This is a genomic window from Paraglaciecola sp. IT1134 (assembly GCF_058068185.1).
In genome coordinates this window covers 4,047,271-4,073,188 of record NZ_CM176486.1, presented here as the reverse complement: position 1 = coordinate 4,073,188, position 25,918 = coordinate 4,047,271, and the positions used below count along the sequence as shown (strand labels likewise).

Here is a 25,918-nt window from a genome sequence, read left to right as displayed (position 1 = left end):
TTGTTAGTTTAAATGACACACGAAGTGTCTGGGTTATTTTTAATATTGTCGTTATCGGTTAATCTACCAGATAAGGCTGCCGATAACCGAATAATCCGTCTCTTAACATATCATGACCTGAACTGTCACCGCCCATGCCTTTAAACAAGAACTGCAGCGCAATGCCTGAATCAAATTCATCTGTACTTTGTACTCCGTTTTCATCGAAGCGGCTAGTTAACTGACGCTGGGCAACAATACGTAATGCCCAACAACAGGATTCATATTGTACACCGGTGTAACTTTCAATGCTGCGGTGGCGGTCAATATCCCGATACCAACGGCCCACCCAATACCAATTCGGCGTAATAGGCCAACTGGCGGTCAAGCCGAACTGGCTGATTTTTTCACCAGACAGATCCCTGACATAACGGTGATTAAACTGCAGCATTTTATCTGCTGCCAGCTGGTATTCCAGGGCCACGCTGCTTCTTTCTAGCTTATTGGTTTGAGTCGAAACCTGAAGCTCAGTGTGAGCAAACCACTTACTGCCTATGCGCCAATCGAGTTCTCCTGCCAAGGCAGAACGGTCGTCTTGTCTATTCGCTGCTGTCACCTTGTTGTCTTGAAGATAGAAAATCTGACCTAAGCTAAGCTTGAATTGTTCCCTGTTGTCTTGATCTATTATACGCGAGGTGACACCTAAGGTAATTTGATTTTTGTTGCTGATCCTGTCCAGGCCAGTGAATTCCTGGCCTCTAAACAAACCGGAAAAGTCATTAAACAAACGAGTGGTATCATATAAACCTATATTCGACTGGTCTTCATAACTGGTATACAAATACTGCGCCTTGGGCTCCAGGGTTTGAGTTACATCGTGATTGAACCAGCTCGATTGACGTTCAAATACCAGAGCGCCAAAAAGTTTGGCCTGACCCAGGGTACGGGTGACTTCGTTATCTAGTTGGGTATTTTCGATATTCTGTTGACGATAATAGGTATGAAACAGGGACGTTTCTGCCAGAAGCTCCCCCCAACTGTTTGAATAGGGCAAACTTAAGGTTGGCGCCAGGTGAGCTCGAGTGGCTGTGGGGCTGGTGGTATTATCATTGTCAAAATGTGCCAATTCGGAGTGTAAATCGAAAACCAGACCACCCACTAAGTCACTTTGGTAATCGAGTTTCATTTCCGGTAGGGCGCGGTAACTGTCTTGATGGTCCCCGAGTATTTCAAAATCCTTCACTTGCATACTAAAATTTAGCTGCTGTGAATAATAATTAACCCCCACTGTTTTAAACAGATGGGTGTCAGCTTGACTGTAATAATCAGAGCCGAGATCGACTATATAGTTATCATCGCTCAACCCGTTGAAATCCGCGTTCAACTGCCAGTTGTCTGACAACGCCCCACTGTGAATAAAACGATAAAAATAGCGGGAGTCGCCGGAGGATGTTTCTGAATCATCGGGTAAATATTCCAAATTAAGCTGGCCGTTGCTTTGCTCTGTCAGGTAGCGAAATTCGGTTTTCAGTTGCACCCCGCGTTTGGACATTAATCTGGGACTAATAGTCGCATCGTAATTGTCAGCCAGGTTTAAGTAATAGGGCTGTTCGAAGCTGATCCCGGTGGCACTGCTACTCCCCGGTTTAGGCATAAGTAAACCTGTCTGGCGTTCGTCCGTAACCGGAAATGAATAATAAGGCAGATAAAATACCGGTATATCCTGCAAATAGAAAAACGCATTACGCGCCACGCCCCGGTTACTGTCCGGGCGTACCTGGATACTGTCAGCCTGAATTAACCAATCTTCATTACCTACCGGGCAGGTAGAGAAGGACACGCCGTTGAGTTTTACTCCTTCTTTTTCGTCAAGTAACAAAAATTTCGCCTGGCCACGGGCATTGAGTTGGGTAAACTCGTAGTCGGTGTCGGCTATTTCCAGGCGATTGGTCAGGGTATTAAGCACAATTTCCTGACTGGTAACACTCAGTTGTGGATTCTGATAGCTTACGTCGCCCTTGGCGGTGAGTTGTTGTGTATTGCGGTCAATTCTGGCGCTATCTGCCTTTATTTGTGAATTTTCCCGGGTAATCTCAACTTTGCCTTGAAATTCTGCCACGGTATCCTGTTGAATTGAGGTTTTGCTGGCAATAACCTGGATCTGACCTTTAGACAGGCCTGTATCTACCTGGAATGTATTTACCGGCGTTGGGCATAAGTCCTGGGCGCCACTAAACGCACTCGGGACAAGGAAAAATACTAGATATAGAGGTTGCTTGATTTTCATACGGTAGGGTAAAGATGCAGCCTAATAATAGTTGAGGTCATGCTAATTAAGCTCCAATTTTAAGGGTTTCACACAGATTTACCAGCAGACTTGCAAAAAAAGACATATTTCGCCATTCTTCGCTGTTCAAATGTACCCTAATACGAGGCCCTAAGTGAGTAAATTGGCACAAAGACAAGCACAATTGTTGGATTGGATTAATCATTCTACGCCCTTTGTGTGTCAGCAACTGGAGATGGTGTATGGCGATGCCAGTTTTCGTCGTTATTTTCGTTTCGCATACCAAGATCAGTCAATCATAGCGGTTGATGCGCCTCCAGAGTTTGAAGACAGCCAAAAATTTGTATTAGTTGCCGAACTTTATGCAAGCAAAGGTTTGTCAGTGCCACAAGTGCTGGCCCATGATCAAGTTCAGGGATTTTATTGTTTACAGGATTACGGTAATGAATTGTTCTCCGCTGCCCTTACCCAGAAAAGCTGCCAGCATTTATATCCCCAAGCCTTAGGATTGTTGCCCAATGTGCAATTATGTATTGCCACCTCACAGGCTAACTTACCTAGGTTTGATGACAATTTATTAACCGCAGAGTTCGAAATTTTTACCCACTGGCTGCTCAAGGTTCATCTTAAACTGACCTTGTCAGAAAATGAACAGCTAATCATCGCCCAAACTTTTGCCTGTTTGCGGGCTAATTTTTTTGCTCAGCCCCAAGTTGGGGTGCATAGAGACTTCCATTCTAGAAATTTAATGTTACTGGATAATGGAAATATTGGGGTAATCGATTTTCAAGACGCAGTGGTGGGGCCCATTACCTATGATGCGGTATCCTTATTACGTGATTGTTACCAGCGCTGGCCATCTGCCTGGGTGGAGCAGTGGTTTGCAAATTGGCATGCAAAATTTTACGCGGATTATCCGTTTAGTCAGTTTAAACGTTGGTTTGATCTCACCGGTTTACAGCGTCATATCAAGGCCAGTGGCATCTTCGCTCGTCTTTATCATCGGGATGCAAAAGGTCACTATTTAGCGGACATCCCCCGTACATTAGAGTACCTGTGCGAAATAGGAGCACAGTACGACGAATGTCAGGATTTTGCCCAGCTAATTGCCGATAAGGTTATGCCACACGTTGCACGGGTGGAAATTGAGATGCAGCGCCAACACAGCGAACAGCAGCAACTAAATACCTGTCAAGCTAGCACCAAACAAACATATGAGAGTGTCGATTTCAGTGGCAACTAAAACCGCGATGATCTTGGCTGCGGGGCGCGGTGAGCGTATGCGCCCTTTGACCGACACTATACCTAAACCCTTACTTAAGGTTAATGGTAGGACTCTGATTGAATATCATATAGCTGCCCTTGAAAAATCAGGTTTTAACCGCATTATCATCAACCATGCTTGGTTAGGGCAGCAAATAGTGGATCATCTGGGAGATGGGCATCATTTGGGGGTGCAGATCATTTATTCACCAGAGTCTGCTGCGCTGGAAACGGCTGGTGGCATTATTAACGCTTTGGACCTGTTATGCCCGGATGCAGACAGCCAAACCTTCGCGGTGGTCAACGCCGATATTTTCTGTGACTATGATTATGGGATGTTACCAACCAAACTAAGCAATGATTTGGCCCATCTGGTACTGGTAAACAATCCTGCGCACAATCCCAGCGGGGATTTCGGTATCCAGCATAGTCGTTTACAGCAACAAAGCAGACAAAAATATACCTTCAGCGGCATTGGCCTATACCACAGGGATCTATTTGCCAATCGCCAAGTCGGTAATTTACGTTTGGCCATATTATTATTTGACGCAATTGGGCGACAACGAGTCTCGGGGGAGATCTATGCTGGCCAGTGGACAGATATTGGAACCCCTGAACGTCTGGCACAATTGAATTTAACGGAGCGAGTCGCACACTATGATAGGTAAAATTTTAGGCACCATTTTTGGTTTTATGTTTGGTCGTATACCCGGTGCGATCTTGGGGTTTATAGTTGGTCATCTGTTTGATAAAGGTTATAGCCAGGACTTCAATCAAATGGGCGGGTTTAGCGGTTTTTTTACCAGCCAGGATGAATTTAAAAAGCAGGCTATTTTTTTTCATGCCTTGTTTGCCGTGATGGGCCATGTGGCCAAGTCTGATGGTTTGGTGAGTGACGCCGAGATCCGAATGGCCAGCACCCTGATGGATCAAATGGGCCTGGAAGGGGAGACACGTAAAGAAGCCCAACAAGCGTTTCGCGAAGGTAAAGAAGCGGATTTTGCGCTAAAAGACATATTGCTCGAATTTAAGGAATCATGCCATGGTCGGCGTGACATTATGCAGGTATTTTTAGAGATCCTGATCCAGGCGGCTTATATAGACGGCAAGTTAGTTAAATCTGAACAGAAGGTACTGGAAGAAGTTGCCCGGCATCTAGGGTTTAGACAGAACGAACTGTTATATTTGCTTTCGGTGTTTGAAGCTGAAATGCGTTTTCGCCAGGGCCAGGGCCGGCAGCAAGGTGGTACTCACCAGCGCAGCCAGTCCTCGTATTCAGCTCAACAGTCACTGGACGATGCCTATCAGATCCTGGGGGTGAGTAAAAGCGACGACGATAAAGAAATCAAAAAATCTTACCGTAAATTAATGAGTGAACATCATCCCGACAAACTGGTATCCAAAGGTTTACCAAAACAAGCGTTGGAGTTGGCTAAGGCCAAAGCGCAAGATATTCAGGCAGCCTACGAGATGATTAAAGAAAAGCGTGGTATGCGCTAACTATCACTCAATGACCAAGCTGCGCAACGCAGCTTGGTCATTGAGACAGGATCAAAAAGCCTCGGCTTATTTTATAGGTTTTATGCCAGGTTAAAACATTTACCCTATTTACAATTGGGTTTGACAACCCTTCTGGCTACTGCCCCGTTAGTCATCCTCACTCTGAGGATAAATATTTGTTTTCTTTTGTATTTATTTCGATTTTTGTCATAAAAATATACTCTAAACGTTGCTTAAACGTCACAAATCCTCAATCAATTTGTCACAGCAACAGGTCAGATTACTGCGGTCTTATTACTTACTTGGACCACAATAATGAATTCAAAAACTCTCAGTCGTCTTGCTTTATGTGTTGCCTTTGCCCTGGGTAATCAGGCGTTAAGCACCAGCGCTTTGGCACAAGGCGCCCCCGATGATGGGATAGAAGCGATAACCGTAGTGGGCAAAAGTGTTTCTTATGCCAACAACCAAACTTCCGACGAAATGGTTAAACAACAAAGCTCGTTAACCAGCGTATTGGCGGTAATTGACAATCTACCAGGGGTATTGATCAACGAAGGCGATACCTTTGGGTCAGATGATTGGTCTACCACAGTCTCGATCCGCGGCTTTCAGCTTAGCTTGGACGAACAGCAAATAGGTATCACTATCGATGGTATGGCTAACGGAAATTCTAATTATGGCGGGGGGGCAAAAGCCAATCGTTATATCGATACTGAAAATTTGGCTTCGGTAGAGGTTTCTCAGGGCACGGGAGATATCGCGTCACGTTCCAATGAAGCCCTAGGTGGCACATTAAATTTCACAACTATCGATCCCGGTGTTGATGAGCGCATGACGATCAGTGTTTCAGGTGGCAGTTTTGATGCGCAAAAATACTTTGTACGTTACGAAACTGGCGAACTGGCAAAAGACACCTATGCCTGGTTTAGCGCCTCAAGCAGTGAAAATACCGATTGGGTTAATCAATCTGCCGAGAATAAACGTGATCATCTGGCGGCTAAATTTATGACAGTGCTGGGTAATGTTGATATTAAAGGTTATGCCTCGTGGGATGATACCCATGAAGATAACTATCAACGGGTTAGCTTGACACAGTTTGAACAAAACCCGGGATCTGACGGTTTGACTAGCGAATGGACTGGCATTCCTTACGTGGATCAAGTGTACCGCAAAGGTTGGTCTACCTTACGTGAAAACCTGTTTGGGTACCTGCAAGCAGATTATAAAACCGACAATCTGGAAGTATCAGGCAATCTGTATTACCACAACAACGAGGGCCGCGGTGATTGGGTTCCTCAGTATATGGTAGATGTTCAGGCTGACGGTGATGGCGAAGCGCACTCAGAGCTGGCCCCCGGTAATACCGTATACGGAGGCAGCGCTTTGGGGCAATTATTTTTTGTCAATAAAGCCGGTGATGCACTTAAGCCCCTAGGCGATTGTGCCAGCTCAATTACCTTTCCATATGGCGGCGCGGGGCCAGAGTATGATCCCGGTTGTTATGCACAAGGTGCAGTGCCCGTTGGTTCGTATCGCCATACTCACTATAAAAAAGAGCGTTTAGGCTTTGATGCCGATTTTGCCTGGTTTAGCCAAATAAACGGCATGGAAAATACCTTGCGTGGTGGTGTGTGGTACGAAGATTATAACCGTCAAGAGTCTCGGGACTGGCACAAAATTATTGATTCGAAGACCAGTTATGAATTTGATCATACCCCTTATTGGGTGCAGTACGATCGTGAATTCCCGGTTGAAACATTTATGCTGTATGCCCAAGACGAGCTTGATATGGGCTGGGCGACTTTGCGTGTGGGCGCTAAACAATTTTTTGTGGACCTAGAGCGCCAAGATAAGTTCGATAACGCTAATACCGCCAAGGTTAACTCAGATTCTGACACCTTGTTGTCTGCTGGGATAGTGGCGCCGATGCCTATTGATGGCCTGGAGTTATTTGCCGGTTATGCCGAAAACTTCGCGGCCATTAAAGATGCTGTGCTTGAACGCGATGCATCAACCTTGACCTCAGTTACCCCTGAAACAGCAAAAAATATCGATCTGGGTTTACGTTTTGTATCCCGGGATGTCACAGCCAGCTTGACCTATTACAGCATTAAATTTGACGATCGCCTGACCTTTATTGCACCTGACTCGCTAGATGGGATTGATTATTTGATCGGCACCAATGGCAGTTATGTCAATGTAGGTGGTATTGAGTCATCAGGTCTTGAGGCCGCGTTGTCGGTTAACGTCAGCGATACGTTATCGGTTTATGGCTCTTATACCTATAACGATTCACAATATACCCAAGGTTCAATTGACTTCCCGGCTGGCAATACGGTATTTGGTTCACCTGAAAATATGGCTGTGGTGTCAGTGGATTGGACCCGTGGAAACCACTTTATTGGCGCCTCCACCAAATGGGTTGACGAGCGTTTTATCGATGCGGCCAATACTCAAGTTGCCCAAGCGTATATCGTAACGGACTTATATGCTGGAGTGAGTATCGATGCTCCTGTGCCGAGTATCGACTCAATTGAATTGCGCTTTACTGTCAACAACACCTTTGATGAAAGCTATTTAGGTGGCATAGCCGGTCAATCGGCTTGGATAGGGGCACCACGCACAGCGGCCTTTAACGCCACAGCACGGTTCTGATGAACGACAAAAAGTAGCCAAATAGGATTAGGTGAGCAGATGTTCGCCTAATATTTCCGTTTTATTAGGGGCAAGATCATGATCCATTGCATTAAGCAAAAATTAAACATTCAGCGCAAGGCACTCGCGGCCTGGCTGTTAACCTTGTTATGTTGCGGGCCGGTATACAGTGCTGACAATCTGCTGATTATCAGCATTGACGGCCTGCGCTGGCAAGAAGTATATCGAGGATACCAACAATCGTTGCTGGAACATGCCGACTTTGCCAAACAGGCAAAAGGCCTGGAGCAAGACTTTGGTGGTGACAATGCACACATAAAACGCCAAAAATTGATGCCATTTATATGGAATACACTGGAAAAAAACGGTGTGCTTTTGGGGAACCGCGACCGCCAATCTGCGATGCAGGTATCCAATAGTTGGTGGTTTTCATATCCGGGTTATAACGAAATATTAACCGGTAAAGCTGACCCGCGTATCGATTCAAATCAGCCCGTGGCTAATCCCAATGTGAGTTTTCTGGAATGGTTAAATAAACAACCGGCTTTCAAAGGCAAAGTCGCTGCGTTTGGCAGTTGGGATGTGTTTCCGGCGATCCTAAATACCAAGCGCAGTAATTTACCGGTCAACGCCGGTTTTATGCCTGCGGATTGGCCTAACGTATCAGCGCAAACAACCTGGTTAAACACCATGCAAAGTGACCTGCCTAGCCCCTGGCATAACGTACGGCTAGACGCTTTTACCTTGGGATTTAGCCAGGAATATGTCAAAAACTCTCAGCCAAAAGTATTATATGTGGCGTTTGGTGAAACCGATGATTTTGCCCACGATGGGGATTATCCGGCCTATTTACGTGCTGCGCATCGCACGGATGGGTTTATCAGTAGATTGTGGCAACAGATTCAGTCTATTGCACAATATAAAAACAATACCAATCTTATCATTACGGTTGATCATGGACGGGGCAATAGTGATGAAACCTGGCAGCATCACGCCAGTCCCAAAGCCACTCAAGGCTACCTCAAAGATTTGGCCAAATACCCACAAGGTATAATTGGCTCTAATGAAATATGGATGGCGGCCATGGGCCCGGACATTAAACATGGCGGTGAAGCAAGCAACACTCCGTTGTATAAGCTCAACCAAGTCGCCGCCACGGCATTGGTGCTACTTAGCCAATCCCCCCAAGCTTTTGCTAAGGACACCCAAAGTGAAATTGGTCAAGCAGTGGGGATAATGCTTGAACAAAGCGCCCAACATTAACGAGATAATATGAAAACTTTCAATAGCTTATTTTTGATGATAGTCAGTTTTGTCAGTGCATTGGCCATCTGCGGCCAAGCATACAGCGCCCAGCAAAATCCTGCCCGGGGTTTTAAAGTGGTGATTGGTTCATGTTTGCACCAGGATAAACCTCAACCGATTTGGCAACCTATGTTGGTTGAGCAGGCCGACCTTTTTATGTTGCTGGGCGACAATATATACGCAGACACCCAAGACATGGCGGTACTTAAACAAAAATATCAAAAACAGTGGGCTAAAACCGGCATGCAAAACATGTTGGCCAGTACTCCCACCATTGCCATATGGGATGATCATGATTTTGGTGAAAACGACGCTGGCAAACATTACCCGCAAAAAGAAGCCTCGCGGCAAATCATGCTCGATTATTTTAACGAGCCCCAGGATAGCTCCAGACGCACCCGTAGCGACGGTATTTACACCAGTTATCTGTATGGACAGGCCCCCCAACGGGTGCAGGTGATCATGGTGGACTTACGTTGGAACCGGGATGATCTCATTAGCGTTCCCCCTGCCGAGTACCAGCAATACAAAAAACCGCATAATTTAGGCCCTTATTTACCTCACACCGATCCTAACCAAAAGATGCTCGGTGACACACAGTGGCAATGGTTAGAGCGCCAGTTACAGCAGCCTGCAGAAGTTCGTATATTAGCCTCTAGTTTACAATTATTACCCGAGTTTACGGGCTGGGAATCCTGGGCGAATTTCCCCCGGGAACGTCAGCGTTTACTGCGTTTATTGGATAAATATCAAATCGATAATCTGGTGATTGTTAGTGGGGATACCCACTGGAGCGAGTTTAGTCAAGTAACGCGGCAAGGGAGAAAGCCTCTTTGGGAAATAACCAGTTCTGGGTTAACAGAAGAGTGGAAACAAGTCAGTCCCAATCAACATAGGGTAGGGGTTAGTTATGCCCAGGCTAATTACGGAGTTTTGGAAATTGACTGGCAGGGCAGCGCCCCGCAGATCACCATGAGCATTAAAGATGTTACAGGTGACGTGAAATTGCAACAGCGCGTGGATTTGTGATTCATTGAGCATGAAACAGAGTGGGAGCTGAGTAGGTATTGATAACACCTGATGTAAACATAGTTTTAACAATAAGGAGTATTATTTTTCACAAGCGATAAAAAAATTGACACATTTCAGTTTGCTTGTATGCTAATTAATACACGTCTTGAGTTGAAATGTTAATAATTTAAGACCAACACCCTTGCGCTATCGACCAAAAGGATTTGTCATGCGTGATCTCGCCGTTCGTTTATTCAGTCTTTGCTTGTTGTACTCCTTTTTTAATATTTCCAACTTTGCCACTGCTCAGGTGCAAACGTCTCTGGCTACCAGCAGTGTCGTTGACACATCGTCTTGGAGCAAATGCGCCGATGAAAAAAAACTATGTGATTTCACCGGTAGTAAAATGGTTCACTATGGAGCAAACGATACTTACGTCTCACTAGAATTAGTCGATGGCACAGTTTGTTCCAATGCGATATTTGGAGACCCTTTACCGAATATTGTAAAAGCCTGTTTTATCGATGATACGCCTGCTCCAAATGATTGGGAAAAGTGCGCAGATGAAGGTGGGCAATGTGCTTTCACAGATAAGAAAGTGGTCCGATACGGCGCTAGCGATACGTATGCGGTTCTAGAGCTCACTGATGGCACCCCTTGTACTAATGCAGTTTTTGGTGATCCCATACCTAATACCCTCAAAGCGTGTCATATAGCTGTTTATAGGCAGGACTTAGTTGATATTGACTATAACGGTTCTACTATTGGCCGAGATGTGCGGACCAGTGAACAATTTAAGGTGGTTGTTACTCCAAAACAAGGCAATGAAAGTGTTGTCCAAGCAGTCGAGGTAACTTTAGATAACGCTACATGGTTTGATGCCATTGCGAATACTTCTGGTGCATATGTGTATAACTTTGGAAAATTAATTACTCCAAACGACTATACCCTGAATGTGCGTATAAATGGCGGCGCGTCACAAAATGTAAATTTCACCGTTGTGGAACTGATCGTACCGGAAAATAGCTATTATTTTTTAAACGAAAGATGGGTCGGTGAGCATATTAACTAGACATATATGGACACTCCCGTGATGTCAACACAGCCGTGCTCTGTTCATGCTGCGCAGCAGCATGAAGTCTTGTTTGTTTTCTTGTTCCAGCTCGCCTAATCGTGTGAAGTTAAGTCTAAAAGTGGCTTAGTTCTGACATATATTCAGGCTCTTAATAGGAATAGGTTTATTATTCCAGGCCTCTGATGAACTCCGTACCTTATCGCCTTTTTATTCACTCATGCGGATTGTTATATCCGTGCCTTAGTCTGGCTTTGATGAGGTAGGGTAGACCGTTTTCTTCATCATGTGTCGACTAAGCTGGTTGGGTAAAAAAGTGTTATCCCGTGTCTAACCTTCCACAACACCCATACAGGCTTTGTACCTTTGTCTCGGACGGATTTGAGTTCGACAGGGATAACGTCAACTGTGTCATATCATGCGCTAACTTGTGTATTCGGCATGGCTTGATAGTGTTCTTGACGAGTAAGCAGTATCCACATAAGCCGAGCAAGACGGTGTGCAACGGCCACCGCCACTTGGTTAAACGGTTTACTGACCCGAAGTTTCATCGCCCATACCGATAAGGGGTCGTTACTTTTAGCGGCTCGGCTAACCAGTGCTCTGGCACCATGCACCAGCTGTTTACGTAAGTAGCGGTCGCCACGTTTGGTGATACCGCCCATCTTGCTCACATTACCTGATGCATGTTGTTTGGGCGTGAGCCCTAACCATACAGCGAATTCTTTGGGGCTGTTGAACGCCTGGCCTTTGTCGATGGCGGCTAGAAAAGCCGAAGCATTGATGATCCCTATACCCGGTATGCTGAGTAAGATTTGGCCGCTTTTGCTGTTATCCACAAAACCACGTAGTTGCTGTTCAATGTTTTTTACGCGTTTGAGTATGGCGCTGTACTCATTGAGCATATCTGCCATGATCTGTTGCAACCTGACACTGTATTGCGGGTTATCGATGACGCTTTCCAACCCAACGAGTAGTGCCGCATGACCACAAGGAAATACCACACCAAATTCACTCAACAGCCCACGAATTTGATTGCTCAACGCCGTTTTGTTTTTAATCAGGCGCTCTCGAATGCGATGTAAACACATCACTTCTTGTTGATACTCTGATTTAACCGGCACAAACCGAATATGTGCCCGTTGACTGGCTTCCGCTATGGCAAAGGCATCATTGTGGTCATTCTTATTTCCACGTACAAAAGGCGTGACATGCTGCGCTGGGATAAGCTTCACATCATGACCGAGTTTGCTTAACTCTCTGCCCCAATAATGTGATGAATAACAGGCTTCCATTACCACCACAGTCGGCGATTGCTGGCGCATAAAATCAAGTAACTCATGGCGTTTCAACTTCTTATTAAACTGCGGCTTTATGTGCTCATTCACGCCACATGCCTGAAAGACATTTTTTGCTAAATCGATACTAATTGTTTTAAACTTCATGGTGGACACTCCTTATGTAAATAGTCTGCTTAACACTACTATTTTGGCGCATTGACGCCGTATTAGGGAGTGTCCATCTCATCACCCATTATAAAATTGCCTGTTTTTTAAACTGAGCTAAGCTTGTGGGGTGTTTTATTTTTAGTCAGGTAGGTGGGTTATGCCCCAGCCTCGAAAAAGCCAAGTCAGTTTAATGGATACGCCGTATTACCATTGTGTTTCCCGCTGTGTTCGTCGCTCATTCCTATGTGGTATGGATAAGTACTCAGGCCAAAGTTATGAGCATCGCCGAGGATGGGTAGAAGACCGATTACTGTTCTTATCTGGTGTCTTTGCCATTGATATATGCTCTTACGCGGTAATGAGTAACCATACTCATGTTGTGCTGTATGTAGATAAAGCTCTGGCTGACAGTTGGAGTGCGAATGACGTGCTCAGTCACTACCACAAGCTGCACAAGGGCACACTGCTAACTCATAAGTACCTTAAAGGGGACGAACTAAGCCCAGGTGAAGGTATTACCTTTGATGAAACCGTGGAGCAGTATCGGCAACGCTTATACGATATCAGCTGGTTTATGCGCGACCTCAATGAATACATTGCTAGAGAGGCCAACAAAGAAGATGGCTGCACAGGTCGGTTTTGGGAAGGGCGGTTTAAATCCCAAGCCTTGTTAGATGAAAGTGCGGTATTGGCTTGTATGGCCTATGTGGATTTAAATCCTATCAGAGCGAAAATGGAAAAAACGCCGGAAACGTCAAAATACACCAGTATTAAAAAACGCACCCAGGCAGTTAAAAGCAAACAGTGCCAACTGAAAACCTTGATGCCCTTTGTGGGCAATCCCAGAGACAACATGCCGAAGGGCATTGCCTATCAATTAATAGACTACTGCGAACTGGTGGAGACAACAGGCCGCTGTATTCGAGAAGATAAAATCGGATATATCGATACTGGTCACAGCCCTATTCTAGAACGATTAGGCTTAGACTCAGCGCAGTGGTTAACCTTGACTACTGAGTTTGAAAAACACTTTTGTTATGCCGCAGGAGCAGAGCTGATGATGAATGAGTTTAAACGCCATACTCATCATCAACGCCTTCGAGGGATGGGCAAAGCAAAGGTGTTACTAAAACACGCCTGATTACCCTCACTCACTTAAATAAACAAGCCCAAACGTCACCACAGAGCCATGCGGGATAATTTGTTGTCCTCAATCTGACTCTAATTAGCCATTTTATTACATTCTACTGGCGCACTGACCAAACTGAGACGTGATTTACGCTTGCGCTCCTTTTGTTAAAATGGGGCCAATAAAGTAGTGCTCTTCTGCGCGTTAAGTACTTAGCTTGGATGTCTTGCTAAACTCTGTTGCTAAACTCGGGGTAAGGCGGCTTCTGCAAACGGATTGCAGGCTATGGATATTGGGGGGGGAGGGGGATGGCAGGCTACTGGCGTAGTTATGGGGAGGGCTGACGGAGTAAATTCAAGAAACGGTTTGCTACGAGATCAAATTCAGAGTCAGGCTAAATCTGGAATCTTTGAAATTGGAGAAAACGTCGGTGCTGATGGGGTGAACACAGAATTTGAAGGCAGCTATCAATTTGAAGAAGGAACTGGATATAGATTTTCTGCTTCTTTGAGTGATTTAGAGATGAGCGTTACAGCTGCTGGAGTTATTGCTGGATCAATCCAAGAATTTTCTAAGGGTAAAAGTTCAACATGGCGTCAAATTTTTGATTTGACGGATGCTAAACGAACAAAATATCGTAACATCTCAAAATGGGCAAATAGAACTGGAAAGGCCTTTTTTGGTGTTTACCTTGTTGCTAGGCCTATTAATGCATATAACAACATTAAAGGAATGAGGTCTTCTGAAGAGAAATTTTATGAAAAGGCTGATGCGAGATTAGATATTGCGTTCGGTTTCCTGGCGTTTGCAGGGCCATTAGGTGTAGGAGTTGCTGCTGCTTACTGGGTTGTTGATACTTATTACGATGATAATGCATTTAGATCTACGTTTAAGGCTACCAGAGAACTGATAGGAAGAAAGGAGGACTAAAATTGTTCAAATCGCTATTTACGAAAACACTCTTCCTTTTGCTTTTCTCTTATGAGGAGATTAAAAGAATCTTGAAACGAAATAACGTTTCCGATGTAAATTGGACTGGTGCTTTGCTTTTATCTGTTTGCTTGAGTTTAAATCTTGTCTGGGTATTTCTATTTTTAGTTGAGCATTTAGAATTGAAATTTATTCAGTATGTTGATGAATTCATTTCCGTATTAGCGGCAGGACTATTAGTAACGCTTTGCTTTATTTGCATTTGGAGGCTTTCAGCATCTAATCTTCGGATAACAAAATACATTGAGTGGCGCCGCTCAATAACCTTAAATTCGTACAATGTCATGCGGTTCTGTTTTGTATTGTGGTTTATTATTACAACAGTAATATTGCCTTTCGTTTTCTTTTTTTTGGTCATGTAAAACTGCAAATAACCGCTTTATCAAATCGATAACTATCAATAAAAACGGCAATTGCACTCGTAAGACGTATATCAGCGATGTCGCCATATTGACCAGGAGCGATACCAAAGGGCAAAGCATAGCCTTTATCCACCGAGACAGATTGGGCAGCGCCGCCACCATGACCGATCACAACGACCAAGTGCTGATCCGTCGTCATTTTGACCCATTCGATAAACCCCGAGCAGGCGACTGGTCTGCGCTGGAAAGTATAGGTGCCAGAGCCCAATTGCGGGATAATCCGCTAGACATGGTAATGACCACTCGCCGTGGTTTTACCGACCACGAGCATTTGGATGAAGCCGAACTTATCCATATGAACGGCCGGGTGTTTGACTACAACCTAGGACGGTTTATGTCGGTTGACCCCTTTATTCAAAACCCCACCAACAGCCAGAGCATGAACCCCTATTCGTACATTATGAATAATCCGATGAGTGGCACAGATCCGACGGGGTATTCTTGTAACCAAGAAAACGGTTCGGCCGGGGGGCAGTAACGCTGAGCAGGAGCAACAGCAGAAGGTGCAGGTATCGAGACCGGGCAGTCGGATCAAAACTAGTGTCACGGTAACATCTAGTTATAGCAACGGTGTGGGCACAGCGACAGTCAGTGGGGGCTCGCAATCCGCACGAAATTCAGTGAAAGGGGCGTTGGGAGCATCGGCTTCTGCAAATGGATTATATTAACTAGAGACCCTGTGCGCCGAGATAAATCGGTAGAAGATCGGAGGTGCAAGTCCTCTACTTGGTAAGGTAAGCACACCGCCAAGGCCCCGAGTCATGGACTTTAATTACGCAGAAATTACGCAGACACCCAAGACATGGCGATATCTCTACAACCATGGTCTATACCCACGTAACCAACCCTGAGCTAGAAAGAGCTTACGAAAAGTCACATCCTGCTGCTAGGTAACTAGTTAGTAGTGAGATCTTTATGTCACGCAAAATAAGACATAGTATATATACAAGCGATGTCGGCTAACTAACCAGAACCAAGAATAAACTCGGTTATTTAATAGCGAATTAATGCAATGGAACAATATGCAGCAAGATTTAAGAAGTGTTCATGAGCACATGATACGCCTTGGGAGGGCAGCTCTTTCACACGCTAACTACCATTCATGTTTTTATAGCTCTGAAGGCGAAATGTGGGATGAAATGTCAGTACTTCAAGCTGCACATGCTGCTGAAATTTTTATTAAGGCTAGAATTGCGCAAGAACACCCGCTTTTGATTTTCGATAAAATGCCCCGTTCTACTCAGGCTGGAAACGACCTATTAAGTTTTAAAGATTTAGTAAAGAACGCAAAAACAATATCTTACTTGGATTTACCTGAACGGCTATGGGCTGCAACAGGGATAAAAGTACCTAACCTCGACTTGTACAAAGAGTTTGGTCAACTTAGGAATACAATACAGCACTTTACAGTGCCCGATGAATGGCCTTGCGATACAAAAACATTTATATATGAGGTAATAGATCCTTTTATTAATGAGTGTTGGGGACTATTCGCGATTGATCATCATGAAGATAATGATAGGTACAATAATATCGTTGATGTTTTGATTTCTAGTGAGATCCCATTCCTCCTTTCTCCAACGTGTGAATCTGAAATGGGCGGCTATGAATTACTACTAGATGACTGTTCTGATAAGTACAGAAAAATTATGTTAGAGAAAATCTCTAAGCGTTAATAGACTATTAAAGTTAGGGAAAACAATGAGTAGATATGAAAAGGTAGATTTAGCATACGAGTTTTTAGCATGTAGAGAACGCCAAGGAGAAGCTTTCACTATTGAGCAACTTTCAGAAACTACTGGCTGGAAGGTTGATACATGTCGGACATACCCCTCTAAGCGTTGGCATCAATATGTTGAAAAAGATGGAGACCAATATTCAAGTTCTGGAATATGCTTTTTAAGCAAAGAAGAATTCAGAGCTGTTCACAGCCAGAAGTTGCAGCAAACAGCCGATATGTCTGCAAAAGGAGTGCTTCTACATAAATCCAAAGAATTCGCACTTTTGGCAGTGTCTATTTATAACAATCCTTACACTGAATTTAAGACTTATGGTTTCATTGTTAATTTGAACATTGCATTTACCGCATTATTCCACGCCATTTTCGAGAAAAAAGGAGTCGATTATTTCCATTATGACCAGCAAGGTAACCCAATTTTAATTGATGGTGATAAGAAAGCTTGGGAGCTTTCTGAGTGTGCAGAGAATTATTGGAATGGGGTTACCAATCCTGAAAAAGCAAATATTAAGTTTTTAGTCGGCCTTAGAAACAAAATCGAACACAGGAATCTTCCAGCTATAGATTTAGCTGTTGTGGGTGAATGCCAATCAGCACTTAATAATTTTGAAGAAATTATTGTTCAAGAGTTTGGCGATAACCATGCTTTAACTACCTCACTAGCATTCGCAATGCAGCTAACTCGTGTTTCAGAGCAAGCTCAAATTGATGCTTTGAAGCAAATGCAGAAAGAGAATTACAAGGTGGTTCGAGAGTACATGGAAACCTATCGTAATGATTTAAATGATGAAATTGTCCAGAGCCAAAAATATCGACTTAGGGCCTTTTTGGTTCCCAAATTGGGCAATCATGCTACATCTTCAGATTTAGCTGTTGAGTTTATCAGTGTAGATAGCCTTTCAGAAGAAGAACTACAAAACTACGAGCAAGCTGTTGCTTTTATAAAGGGAGTTGAAAATCCATTTAGGCTTTATAGAGCGTCAACTACTTTGACCGGTTGAGCGTCAATTAACTTGACCGGTTACTTCTGCTTTCTTCGTCTTCTTTCATGGCCGCTTTTCTTCTGTAACTTTCTCCTACTAATTGAATAATGTGTGCATGATGAACCAGCCTATCTATGGCGGCTACGGTCATTGCGGTATCGGTAAACAGCTCATCCCAATCTTCGAATGATTGATTTGAGGTGATGATTAGGCTGTGTCTTTCATAGCGGTGGGCAATTAGTTCAAACAGAACACTGGTTTCTTGTTCGGTTTTTTTAATATAGCCGATATCGTCAATGATAAGTGCTTGGTATTTATCGAGCTTGTTTAATGCATCCTGCAATTTCAGTAGTTGTTTTGCTTCTTGCAGATGCTGTACAAGGGCTGTGGCTGAGTAAAATTTGATACGGATACCTGCTTCAATCAGGCTATAACCTAGACTACTGGCTAAGTGTGTTTTGCCAACGCCACTGGCACCGAACAATAATAAATTGGCTCCTTGTTTTACCCAGTCATGATTGTCGGCCAGCTCATACATACGCGCTTTATTCACCCCTTCGATGGCAGTAAAGTCGAAGCCGCCTAAGTGCTTTCCTGATGGCAGGTTCGATTCTTTTACATAACGTAATTGTCGCTTGTCGGTGCGACTCGCCAGCTCTATGTGGCACAACTCGCTTAAGTATTGTTCTGGCCGCCATTGGTCATGTAACGCTTTTTCTGCGATGGTTTCCCATTGCTCTCTAAACACACTTAGGCGGAGGCTTTTTAGCATCAACGGTAATGAAGCGGTTGCACTATTCATGATGACTTCCTTGCGATAGCGATTGATATTGGGATAGTTTGTGTTGCATCACGTTGACTTGTGGAATGTCTTTGGGCTTGGTGCTAAAGCGTTCTTGGCAGTCAAACAAGCTGGGTAAACGGCTTATGCTTAACTGGTGAGTAATAAAGCGACCTAGCCGCATTTCATTATCTGCTTTACTCGCTAAATGCAGTATTCTAACCATGTAATGGCTGGCATCATCGGCTTTCATTGTCGCCTCAACATACTGCCATATCGTTCGGTAGTCTTCGTTAGGCAGTAACTCATCTCGCCATTGTGAACATCTAAATGCTCTGGGCTTTTTAACGAGCGCGTCAATAACATGTTTGTAATTGACGCTGCGTTTACGTGAAGAGCCTGGCGCGTAAACGCGCTCTAAACGGTAGGTGAATTCTTGGCCTAAGAGTAAATCGATATGATCATCATATACATGCACTTTCAGTCGACTATCCACCAGTCTAGACGGCACCGTATACATGACTCGTTTGATATTGACCGTGCTTGTGCGCGTAACCCGCACGTATTCTTGCGAGTAATTGACGCTCTTATAGGCAGGTAAGGTGTGTAATTGTCGCTGCTCTTGTGCGAACTTGGCCGCAATGCGTTTGTTGCGACGACTGGTCACGCCTTCAATGAAGGTCTCGTAATCGGCGCGACAATTAAAATCGAACGAGCCTCGCACTCTTAGTGCCTGTTCAACTTGCGATTTAATATGACGGTTGGGCGATTCAATGGCACCATTTTCATGAGCAACACCGGTATTATTTCGTGTGCCAGCAAATCCATAATGCGTCATCAACTCTTGATAGCGCTGAGTAAAATCCTCAACCGTACCATTATTCTTGTATGCCGCGCTTAAGCTGTCGGTGCGCACCTCAGCAGGTACGCCTTTGCTTTTAGCGAATGCATTTTGCAAACCATCGGAGAATGCCGCGAAGCTTTCACCACCATAAATAACTTGCGAGAATGTCCAACCACTAGCGGGTAGCCGGTAATTAAACAGCATATGTTTAAAGGGTTTTGCATCAATCGTGACGGGGCTTGTAACATGTGTGAAGTCGCATATACCTAGCTTTCCAAGCTCATGATGTTGCATAAACATCACGTCCTTAGCTGCGCCATGTAAATGACGCCATTGCTTGATCCTGCGCTCTAGCGTGCGTCTCGATGAAGAGCTAAATACATCCGCATGAAACTCGCACAAATGATCAAACACGCCAACAGGACTTATTTCGGCGTCTTGTTTTAACAATGGCAACACAATGAGATCCCATATTGGTGCAAGCGGATCTGCTCTAGTTCGCCAATCTCGTTTATCTTTTTTAGGTTGGTGCCGTTCTTTTTCAATTCGGTGTCCGGTGCTAACTGACATGCCGACTTTTGCTGTAGCCACTTCTTGGGTGAAATCCTTACGTAACTTCATATATAACCTGATTTGTCTTTCTGTGATGTGATTACCCGACACTAAATCCCCTCCGAATTTCAGTGTCGAACCTTAACAGAACGACCGGTCAAGATAGTTGACGCTCAACCAATCAAGTTAATTGTCGCTTAATAGGCTTAAACCATCGAGAGTCGTTGAGCTTGTATCGAAAGTTAATTCTGGTTTCAACATGACGTTACACACGAAATGTTGGAAATTTTACAATGCAAGACCAAGAGAAATGAACAGGGATTATAAAGGCGAATACTCAGCTTATATGGAAGGGTTTGATGGTTATCTTTACTCAATGAAATGGGTAAAATTTTTAAGGGAAGAACTGAAAGACTCAGAGAAACTTCGCTTAGTTAAATTGCAATCAGTTTAAAGTCAGGGCGCGAGCGAACTTTGTAACTAATTTGTAAACAACACATCATGACGATAGTTCTCGTCCCATGCCGCCTTGTTCATCTTGCGTGGCATGCTCTGTTTCCCATTGTCTCGCCTGAGTAAATTCAATACGAAACGCCTTACTGTCGCCATATTCTGCGCGGCCTTGCGTGTGTAAATGGTTTGAGCATCTTCTCTGAATACAACGTCTAGCACCCAGTGCTGACGATTTTCAGTGTCCCAGTGACGACGTGTGGCATCCGCTGCCAGGGCTAAGGGGAGGTGGGTGGTGCAAGCAAAATAAGCGGTTTCGTGACTGACTTTATTCGCTATCTTGCGGGTTCTAACGACCGCGATAACGCTTTCTAACATTGACCACTTTATCTTGAGTGCCTCGCCAAGAGTAGCAGGCAGGCTATATACACAACGAGACTCTTCCCGGCCATGACCTTTATTCTCACTTGCCTCTGCGATGTGGTCCTGGGTTTGAGATTGTTGCCAGTATGCCTGAAATGCCCCATCTATCTGATTGAATAAGGCGTCCTGGTTTTTTTTGACTTGTACGAGTGCATCGCCGCCGCGTTTTTTGATCAAGCTCAGTGTGTCACTTTGGCAGTGCAGTGCATCCATCGTCACAATGCAATCCTGGATATCCAGTGCATCAAGCAGATCACACACCGCTTGAATTTCCTGACCTTTGCCTTGTGTGGCACTATGATAGAGCACTAAGCCTTGCTGCACATCAAAGGCTGAGACAATACTCAGGGGCGAGGCTTTACCACTGCGCTCGACACCCCGAATATCTTTCCCATCTAATGCAATTAATGGCTTGCCATGGCGGGTGCGCCGCACATTCGCCCACTTGACTAAGGCACCGACAAAGCTATCCGGCACGACAGCACGGACTATCTTGGCGATGTTATGCCGGGTGGGTATGCCATTCTCATAAGGCAAATAGCGGCGTAACCAGTCAAGATTGCCGTCACCGAAATCTTGTATATCTGACCACCCTTTCTGGCCACAGGCTAAAGCCGCCACCACTAGGAACATGATTTCCAGTAACGGATATGTTTGATTAATATGCGAGCGTGTCTCTTGAACGTCTTTTAAGCAGTCGATGAGTTCCATATGATAATACCGATTGGGGAAAGTTGACGATCTGATCGACCCTCAAGCAAAAAGTTCCAGACTGTTTATATCAATAGGTGATCGATAGATGACTAATTATAACCTAAAGTTTGATCCCGCCCTGAGTTTAAAGTGGGAGATTGCAATATGGAATGGTTAGAAAAGTACGCTGAATTCAATAGCCCTAGCAAGCGAGTAAACTTTTTTAAAAGCCATGTAGTTAATATGCATCAAGGTGATCTTTTATTCTGCGGAGGCATTGAACCTGCAATTCTTGCAGAAATTGAGGATAGCTTTAAACGCGGAAACTTTTTTGCGTGCGTTTTGCTTTGCCAATTAGTAATTGAACACGCTCTCGCTAGTATTTTTATGTTGACAGAGCATGAATCAATTATCACTAAGGGCTTTGCCAAACTTATAGCCAAGGCAGAAGAGATGGGTACAATTAATGGTGATATGAAATTAAAGTTGACCGAGTTACGGAAAATGCGAAATCCATATGTTCATCCAAAGTTTGGAGATGGGCAAGGTACGTATATTAGGCGTGTGCTTGATCAGGAAATGGATTACAACGAATTACCCATAGCTGATGGTATTGAGGCAGTAAAAATTTTAGGTGATTTTATTAACCGTAAAGTAGATTAAGGTAAATTAGGTTGAACACAATTGCGACAGTCGTTTTAGCTTTAGTTTCTTTAGCTCTTACATCTTATGGTCGAAAGATTGATGAAAAAGAAAAGTCTCGTTATTTGATTTGGGGCAATATAGCTTGCTTAGCAGGGATCATCATTTTAAATGCGATTAGCCAGTTAAATTCGTCAAATGAGTCGAATAAATACAAACAATACATTCTAGAGCTAGAAGTTTTGTCAAAGGTTAACGAGTTCGCAATTCCTGTTTTTGAAAGGTATGCAATTATATCTAACAATTTTGTCGCTGTTAAAAATTACATTAACGTTGAACAGGCAAAAGAGCTGAATCCTGACGCTCTTTCAATTCTTGAGCGCCAGCAGGGGCAAATTAAATCAACGCAATCTTTTCAAGATTTAAAACAAGCATTCGAAGATCTCAAATCTATTGCCGCCAAAATACATGGGCTTCACCTTCAATACGGGAATATAGTGCCTAAAGAAATTATTGACTGGGCAAATATTGTTTTAAAAATGGAATTAGAAGGAATGGATGAGTACTTTGATCCCTATGTAAGAGAAGGTGATAGCCCAAGGCGCTCTGTTTTAAATTTCTTCGAGCTTAGTGGAAATGCTTTTGGCTTAAGTATAGGAAGGGTTCGGTTAGTATCAGAGTCAATAGTATCATCGGTAAAGTAGGCCCTATTTTAGCGGGATCGTAAATCCGTTGCATTCATATGAACGGTCGGTGACGTGGTCAACCTAAAACGACCACCCCAGTTAAGCTACTTTTTGTAATTCATTGTTTTGTCTTTCAAAGTCATCAGGGCTTTGGTAATCCAAGTACGAATGAAGTCTATGGCTGTTGTACCACATCGTAATGTAATTCAGGATATCCTGCTGGGCGCTAAATCGTGTTGAGTAATTGCGCCAATGCACCCGCTCTTGTTTTAAACTCCCGAAGAAGCTTTCTGCTACAGCGTTATCCCAACAACACCCTTTTTTACTCATGCTGCCTATAAAACCATGTGTTTTGATAAGGCGACGATAGGCTTTACTGGCATATTGTACGCCTTGATCTGAATGCACAATTAACCCTGCTTTCGGTTGTCGTTGCCATATGGCCATAGTTAATGCGTCACACACTAAGCTGGCTTTCATTCTTGAACTCATACTCCATCCCACGACTTTGCGTGAATATAAATCAATCACCACCGCTAAATACAGCCAACCCTCTGATGTCCAAACGTAGGTGATGTCTTGAACCCAAGCTTGGTCTGGCTTTTGTGCGACAAAGTCTTGCTTGACTACATTGTCATAAATGGGCTTCTTATGGTCGCTGTTGGTGGTGGCTTTAAATTTCTTTTTGTACCGCACCCACACGCCAGCTTCTTTCATCAATTGAGCTGTTTTCCTGCGACTCACTGGGAAGCTCAGCGTATTCAATACTTTTTGAATGCGTCGTTCACCATAGGTGTTGTCACTGAACTTGGCGATATCTTTTATCCATTCCAACATCTCTTGATGCGTTAGGTCATCAGGTTTATCCGTTTGCCGCTTCTGGTAACTGTAATAATTGTGGCTTTGTACACCCAGTAATCTGCACATTAGTCGCACAGGCCAGGTCTTCTTATATCGGGTAATAAACGAGTATTTCACTTCGTTTCTTTGGCAAAGAAGACCGTCGCTTTTTTTAATATCTCACGCTCCATTTCAAGGCGCTTTACTTGCTCCTTTAAACGGCGGATTTCAGCTTGCTCGGGTGTCAGGGTGCCATTACCTCGAAAAGCTTGACCATCATCATCTTTGGCTTCTTTAAGCCAACGACCAAGTATTTGAGGGCTAAGTCCTAAATTCCTAGCCGCCTCTGTTCGACTGTATTTTTGCTCTACCACCAAGGCGATGGCATCCAGTTTGAATTCTTTTGAATATTTCTTACGTGTTGTCATTATCTATCTCCAGTTAAGGCTATTATGTCTTAACTGGGGTGGTCGTATCTATTCAACCACGTCATTAGTGCCTGGACTAATTTTAGGGATAAGTGGTTAAAACCCATCGTAGCGATTGCCATAACAATTCATACAGGTGGCCTTGCAGCAGGTTATGGGTTTACATGGGTAGGTGTGGGCATTGCTGCTGCTGGGGGTGCTGCGGCAGGTTATGTTGCAACTGGTTCATTGAAAGGGGCATTAACTGGGGCTTTCAGTGCAGTTGCCTTTTTAGGAGTGGGAAGTTATTTTCAAGGAATAAAAGTAGCAAATGCAGGAGTTGAAGGGTTAAGTACGTTGGAAAATGGACTAACCGCAGCTCAATTTGCAGGAAAGATAGCGGCACATGCAGTTGCAGGTGGGGTGATCTCTGACTTAAACGGCGGTAAATTTGGACACGGATTTTTTGCTGCTGGCGCGACCCAAGCGTTAGGTTTGCAAATAGACGGAATCGAAAATGCCAACTTTCAAATAATAACCGCTGCGATTATTGGAGGGACTGTCTCAAAGCTCACTGGAGGTAAATTTGCAAATGGGGCGGTGACAGCTGCTTTTGCAAGAACGTTCAATGATTTTATTCATGATGTCGAAAAAGTTTCAAATCAAACTGAAAAAATACGTAAACAAATTGAGTTAATCAAATCACTAAACTTAAACGAGGATATCGATAGAATAAAAATGGCATACATCGCAGCAGAACATGAACTAGTAAGTCAGTCTGAGTGGGAGAAGATACAACTCGATGTGTCTTATGCCAAAGGAATACGATACTCGTTAAGCATTAAATTAGCTTTAAGGGCTAATTACCTTGCTGCCGCAGGTACGCACGACGTTACAAAAAAACTATTAACTAGGTATCCTCAGGAGCTTGCTATTGGTGCAGCATGTGCGGCAGGTGCTAGTATCGGATGCTTAATTAATATGTACCTAACGGGTGATAGCATTGCTGGCGATACCATAAAAGATTCGGTAAAAAAAGATGAGTAAAATATTATATTTGCTAATTATTATGGCTCTTCCGATTAGCGGTTGTTCTTTAGCAATTGAAGCTTTGCCTATATGTACCCAATATAACGCTATTTCAAATGGCGTAAACATTTCTGTTGGGAACATCGACAGGGACTTAAAGCCAACACCGTTAAGCGAACAGCTTTATATTTTTGAAAATGAAGAAGAATTGACTATAACGGCCTTTTCTGGGGGAAAAGAGCTGATAGTTAGGGTGTTAAAAACTTCAATGGGAAAGAGTGAAGAACTTAGAATGCTTGCGAGCAATTTTTACAAATTATTAAGCGAATATCCCTTGTGCGATTCAGATACTAATAAAAATGAGATATTTATTAATTTATACAATAAGACTCTATTGAATCTGCCTATTATAGATAACATCAAATCTGCTAAGTTCGACTTAGATAATTCATCTGCAAAGTTAACTCTGGGTGTTGAAAGCTTGTTGGGAAGTTCTCATTATTTTTACTATCTCAAAGAAAAAGAACTTTTTATATATGTCATTTATCCTACGCTTGAAGGGATGAAATTAATTGATTCAAATTTAAGCTTAATACAAATCTTTCATGTGATTGATAAAATACATAATCCAGAAATGATAACTAAGGCGTTAATAGATAGTGGATTTAAGATAAATTAAAACTGAATTTAATCATTGAGTCGCAATCAAATAGTAATTTGCGAAAAGTTAACAAGACATATATGACACTCCCGTGATGTCAACTCAGCCGTGCTCTGTTCATGCTG

The 25,918-nt window shown here is 43.7% G+C and carries 22 protein-coding genes; 16 read left to right on the top strand and 6 right to left on the bottom strand.

Translation table 11 applies throughout. The features are described 5' to 3' along the window. Positions 1 to 58: 58 nt before the first annotated feature. Entirely contained in the window at positions 59 to 2,266 is a 2,208-nt protein-coding gene (locus AC3RV5_RS17860) for an LPS-assembly protein LptD (protein ID WP_489728936.1), read from the bottom strand. 154 nt (positions 2,267 to 2,420) lie between these two features. On the opposite strand from AC3RV5_RS17860, the gene AC3RV5_RS17855 reads away from it, so the two are divergent. The 7 genes from AC3RV5_RS17855 to AC3RV5_RS17825 all read left to right on the top strand — a co-directional run bounded on the left by AC3RV5_RS17855 (position 2,421) and on the right by AC3RV5_RS17825 (position 11,075). Next, entirely contained in the window at positions 2,421 to 3,509 is a 1,089-nt protein-coding gene (locus AC3RV5_RS17855; RefSeq protein ID WP_489728935.1) for an aminoglycoside phosphotransferase family protein, read from the top strand. Further along, positions 3,499 to 4,197: an N-acetylmuramate alpha-1-phosphate uridylyltransferase MurU gene (gene murU / locus AC3RV5_RS17850; protein ID WP_489728934.1), complete on the top strand. Its 699-nt coding sequence runs from the start codon at positions 3,499 to 3,501 to the stop codon at positions 4,195 to 4,197. Before AC3RV5_RS17855 ends, murU begins: the two co-directional genes overlap by 11 nt. Next, the gene (gene djlA / locus AC3RV5_RS17845; protein ID WP_489728933.1) at positions 4,187 to 5,029 is read left to right on the top strand and encodes a co-chaperone DjlA; all 843 of its coding nucleotides are present in this window, start codon (positions 4,187 to 4,189) and stop codon (positions 5,027 to 5,029) included. The genes murU and djlA overlap by 11 nt, the downstream gene beginning before the upstream one ends. A gap of 315 nt (positions 5,030 to 5,344) precedes the next feature. Then, a complete protein-coding gene (locus AC3RV5_RS17840; RefSeq protein WP_489728932.1) occupies positions 5,345 to 7,687 on the top strand; it encodes a TonB-dependent receptor in 2,343 nt (780 codons plus the stop codon). A gap of 78 nt (positions 7,688 to 7,765) precedes the next feature. Then, the gene (locus tag AC3RV5_RS17835) at positions 7,766 to 8,950 is read left to right on the top strand and encodes an alkaline phosphatase family protein (protein WP_489728931.1); all 1,185 of its coding nucleotides are present in this window, start codon (positions 7,766 to 7,768) and stop codon (positions 8,948 to 8,950) included. A 9-nt stretch (positions 8,951 to 8,959) separates the two neighbouring features. Beyond that, positions 8,960 to 10,021 carry an alkaline phosphatase D family protein gene (locus AC3RV5_RS17830; protein ID WP_489728930.1) on the top strand — a complete coding sequence of 354 codons (1,062 nt, stop codon included), beginning with the start codon at positions 8,960 to 8,962 and terminating at the stop codon, positions 10,019 to 10,021. Between the two features lie 211 nt (positions 10,022 to 10,232). Next, on the top strand, positions 10,233 to 11,075 hold the full coding sequence (locus AC3RV5_RS17825; RefSeq protein ID WP_489728929.1) for a hypothetical protein: 843 nt from the start codon (positions 10,233 to 10,235) through the stop codon (positions 11,073 to 11,075). A 416-nt stretch (positions 11,076 to 11,491) separates the two neighbouring features. Here AC3RV5_RS17825 and AC3RV5_RS17820 read toward each other — a convergent pair whose 3' ends face one another. Further along, a complete protein-coding gene (locus tag AC3RV5_RS17820; protein WP_489728928.1) occupies positions 11,492 to 12,520 on the bottom strand; it encodes an IS110 family RNA-guided transposase in 1,029 nt (342 codons plus the stop codon). 160 nt (positions 12,521 to 12,680) lie between these two features. Here AC3RV5_RS17820 and AC3RV5_RS17815 point away from each other — a divergent pair, with 160 nt between their 5' ends. The 5 genes from AC3RV5_RS17815 to AC3RV5_RS17795 all read left to right on the top strand — a co-directional run bounded on the left by AC3RV5_RS17815 (position 12,681) and on the right by AC3RV5_RS17795 (position 17,803). Next, entirely contained in the window at positions 12,681 to 13,664 is a 984-nt protein-coding gene (locus tag AC3RV5_RS17815; RefSeq protein ID WP_489728927.1) for a transposase, read from the top strand. Between the two features lie 273 nt (positions 13,665 to 13,937). After that, on the top strand, positions 13,938 to 14,582 hold the full coding sequence (locus AC3RV5_RS17810) for a hypothetical protein (RefSeq protein WP_489728926.1): 645 nt from the start codon (positions 13,938 to 13,940) through the stop codon (positions 14,580 to 14,582). 510 nt (positions 14,583 to 15,092) lie between these two features. Next, positions 15,093 to 15,542: an RHS repeat domain-containing protein gene (locus AC3RV5_RS17805; protein ID WP_489728925.1), complete on the top strand. Its 450-nt coding sequence runs from the start codon at positions 15,093 to 15,095 to the stop codon at positions 15,540 to 15,542. A gap of 544 nt (positions 15,543 to 16,086) precedes the next feature. After that, positions 16,087 to 16,740, top strand: a complete 654-nt coding sequence (locus AC3RV5_RS17800; protein WP_489728924.1) for a hypothetical protein — start codon at positions 16,087 to 16,089, stop codon at positions 16,738 to 16,740. Between the two features lie 25 nt (positions 16,741 to 16,765). Further along, a complete protein-coding gene (locus tag AC3RV5_RS17795) occupies positions 16,766 to 17,803 on the top strand; it encodes a DUF3644 domain-containing protein (protein ID WP_489728923.1) in 1,038 nt (345 codons plus the stop codon). 7 nt (positions 17,804 to 17,810) lie between these two features. Here the strand turns inward: AC3RV5_RS17795 and istB are convergent, their stop codons facing one another. From istB to AC3RV5_RS17780, 3 genes are all read right to left on the bottom strand, one after another. Beyond that, on the bottom strand, positions 17,811 to 18,587 hold the full coding sequence (gene istB / locus AC3RV5_RS17790) for an IS21-like element helper ATPase IstB (RefSeq protein ID WP_489728390.1): 777 nt from the start codon (positions 18,585 to 18,587) through the stop codon (positions 17,811 to 17,813). Continuing rightward, positions 18,580 to 20,073 (bottom strand): IS21 family transposase, encoded by a 1,494-nt coding sequence (gene istA / locus AC3RV5_RS17785; protein WP_489728391.1) that lies wholly within the window; start codon positions 20,071 to 20,073, stop codon positions 18,580 to 18,582. The genes istB and istA overlap by 8 nt, the downstream gene beginning before the upstream one ends. Before the next feature lie 369 nt (positions 20,074 to 20,442). Continuing rightward, entirely contained in the window at positions 20,443 to 21,546 is a 1,104-nt protein-coding gene (locus tag AC3RV5_RS17780) for an ISAs1 family transposase (protein WP_489728374.1), read from the bottom strand. A gap of 147 nt (positions 21,547 to 21,693) precedes the next feature. Between AC3RV5_RS17780 and AC3RV5_RS17775 the strand changes: the two genes are divergently transcribed. Both AC3RV5_RS17775 and AC3RV5_RS17770 read left to right on the top strand, forming a co-directional pair. Further along, the gene (locus AC3RV5_RS17775; RefSeq protein ID WP_489728922.1) at positions 21,694 to 22,191 is read left to right on the top strand and encodes a hypothetical protein; all 498 of its coding nucleotides are present in this window, start codon (positions 21,694 to 21,696) and stop codon (positions 22,189 to 22,191) included. An 11-nt stretch (positions 22,192 to 22,202) separates the two neighbouring features. Next, complete coding sequence (locus tag AC3RV5_RS17770; RefSeq protein WP_489728921.1) at positions 22,203 to 22,874, top strand: hypothetical protein; 672 nt, start codon at positions 22,203 to 22,205, stop codon at positions 22,872 to 22,874. A gap of 81 nt (positions 22,875 to 22,955) precedes the next feature. Here AC3RV5_RS17770 and AC3RV5_RS17765 read toward each other — a convergent pair. Then, a protein-coding gene (locus tag AC3RV5_RS17765) for an IS3 family transposase (RefSeq protein ID WP_489728920.1) occupies positions 22,956 to 24,124 on the bottom strand; the annotation gives its coding sequence in 2 pieces (ribosomal slippage) (positions 22,956 to 23,875 and positions 23,875 to 24,124; 1,170 coding nt in all). A gap of 174 nt (positions 24,125 to 24,298) precedes the next feature. Between AC3RV5_RS17765 and AC3RV5_RS17760 the strand changes: the two genes are divergently transcribed. Continuing rightward, positions 24,299 to 25,150 carry a hypothetical protein gene (locus tag AC3RV5_RS17760; protein ID WP_489728919.1) on the top strand — a complete coding sequence of 284 codons (852 nt, stop codon included), beginning with the start codon at positions 24,299 to 24,301 and terminating at the stop codon, positions 25,148 to 25,150. After that, positions 25,143 to 25,811 (top strand): hypothetical protein, encoded by a 669-nt coding sequence (locus AC3RV5_RS17755; RefSeq protein ID WP_489728918.1) that lies wholly within the window; start codon positions 25,143 to 25,145, stop codon positions 25,809 to 25,811. Before AC3RV5_RS17760 ends, AC3RV5_RS17755 begins: the two co-directional genes overlap by 8 nt. Positions 25,812 to 25,918: the final 107 nt, after the last annotated feature.

Coding starts and splice junctions, on each gene's coding strand:
- AC3RV5_RS17825 (WP_489728929.1), top strand. CDS start 10,233: ATGCGTGATCTCGCCGTTCGTTTATTCAGTCTTTGCTTGTTGTACTCC.
- AC3RV5_RS17775 (WP_489728922.1), top strand. CDS start 21,694: ATGGAATGGTTAGAAAAGTACGCTGAATTCAATAGCCCTAGCAAGCGA.
- djlA (WP_489728933.1), top strand. CDS start 4,187: ATGATAGGTAAAATTTTAGGCACCATTTTTGGTTTTATGTTTGGTCGT.
- AC3RV5_RS17815 (WP_489728927.1), top strand. CDS start 12,681: ATGCCCCAGCCTCGAAAAAGCCAAGTCAGTTTAATGGATACGCCGTAT.
- AC3RV5_RS17860 (WP_489728936.1), bottom strand. CDS start 2,266: ATGAAAATCAAGCAACCTCTATATCTAGTATTTTTCCTTGTCCCGAGT.
- AC3RV5_RS17820 (WP_489728928.1), bottom strand. CDS start 12,520: ATGAAGTTTAAAACAATTAGTATCGATTTAGCAAAAAATGTCTTTCAG.
- AC3RV5_RS17755 (WP_489728918.1), top strand. CDS start 25,143: ATGAGTAAAATATTATATTTGCTAATTATTATGGCTCTTCCGATTAGC.
- AC3RV5_RS17800 (WP_489728924.1), top strand. CDS start 16,087: ATGCAGCAAGATTTAAGAAGTGTTCATGAGCACATGATACGCCTTGGG.
- AC3RV5_RS17810 (WP_489728926.1), top strand. CDS start 13,938: ATGGATATTGGGGGGGGAGGGGGATGGCAGGCTACTGGCGTAGTTATG.
- AC3RV5_RS17840 (WP_489728932.1), top strand. CDS start 5,345: ATGAATTCAAAAACTCTCAGTCGTCTTGCTTTATGTGTTGCCTTTGCC.
- AC3RV5_RS17795 (WP_489728923.1), top strand. CDS start 16,766: ATGAGTAGATATGAAAAGGTAGATTTAGCATACGAGTTTTTAGCATGT.
- AC3RV5_RS17780 (WP_489728374.1), bottom strand. CDS start 21,546: ATGGAACTCATCGACTGCTTAAAAGACGTTCAAGAGACACGCTCGCAT.
- AC3RV5_RS17830 (WP_489728930.1), top strand. CDS start 8,960: ATGAAAACTTTCAATAGCTTATTTTTGATGATAGTCAGTTTTGTCAGT.
- AC3RV5_RS17835 (WP_489728931.1), top strand. CDS start 7,766: ATGATCCATTGCATTAAGCAAAAATTAAACATTCAGCGCAAGGCACTC.
- istB (WP_489728390.1), bottom strand. CDS start 18,587: ATGAATAGTGCAACCGCTTCATTACCGTTGATGCTAAAAAGCCTCCGC.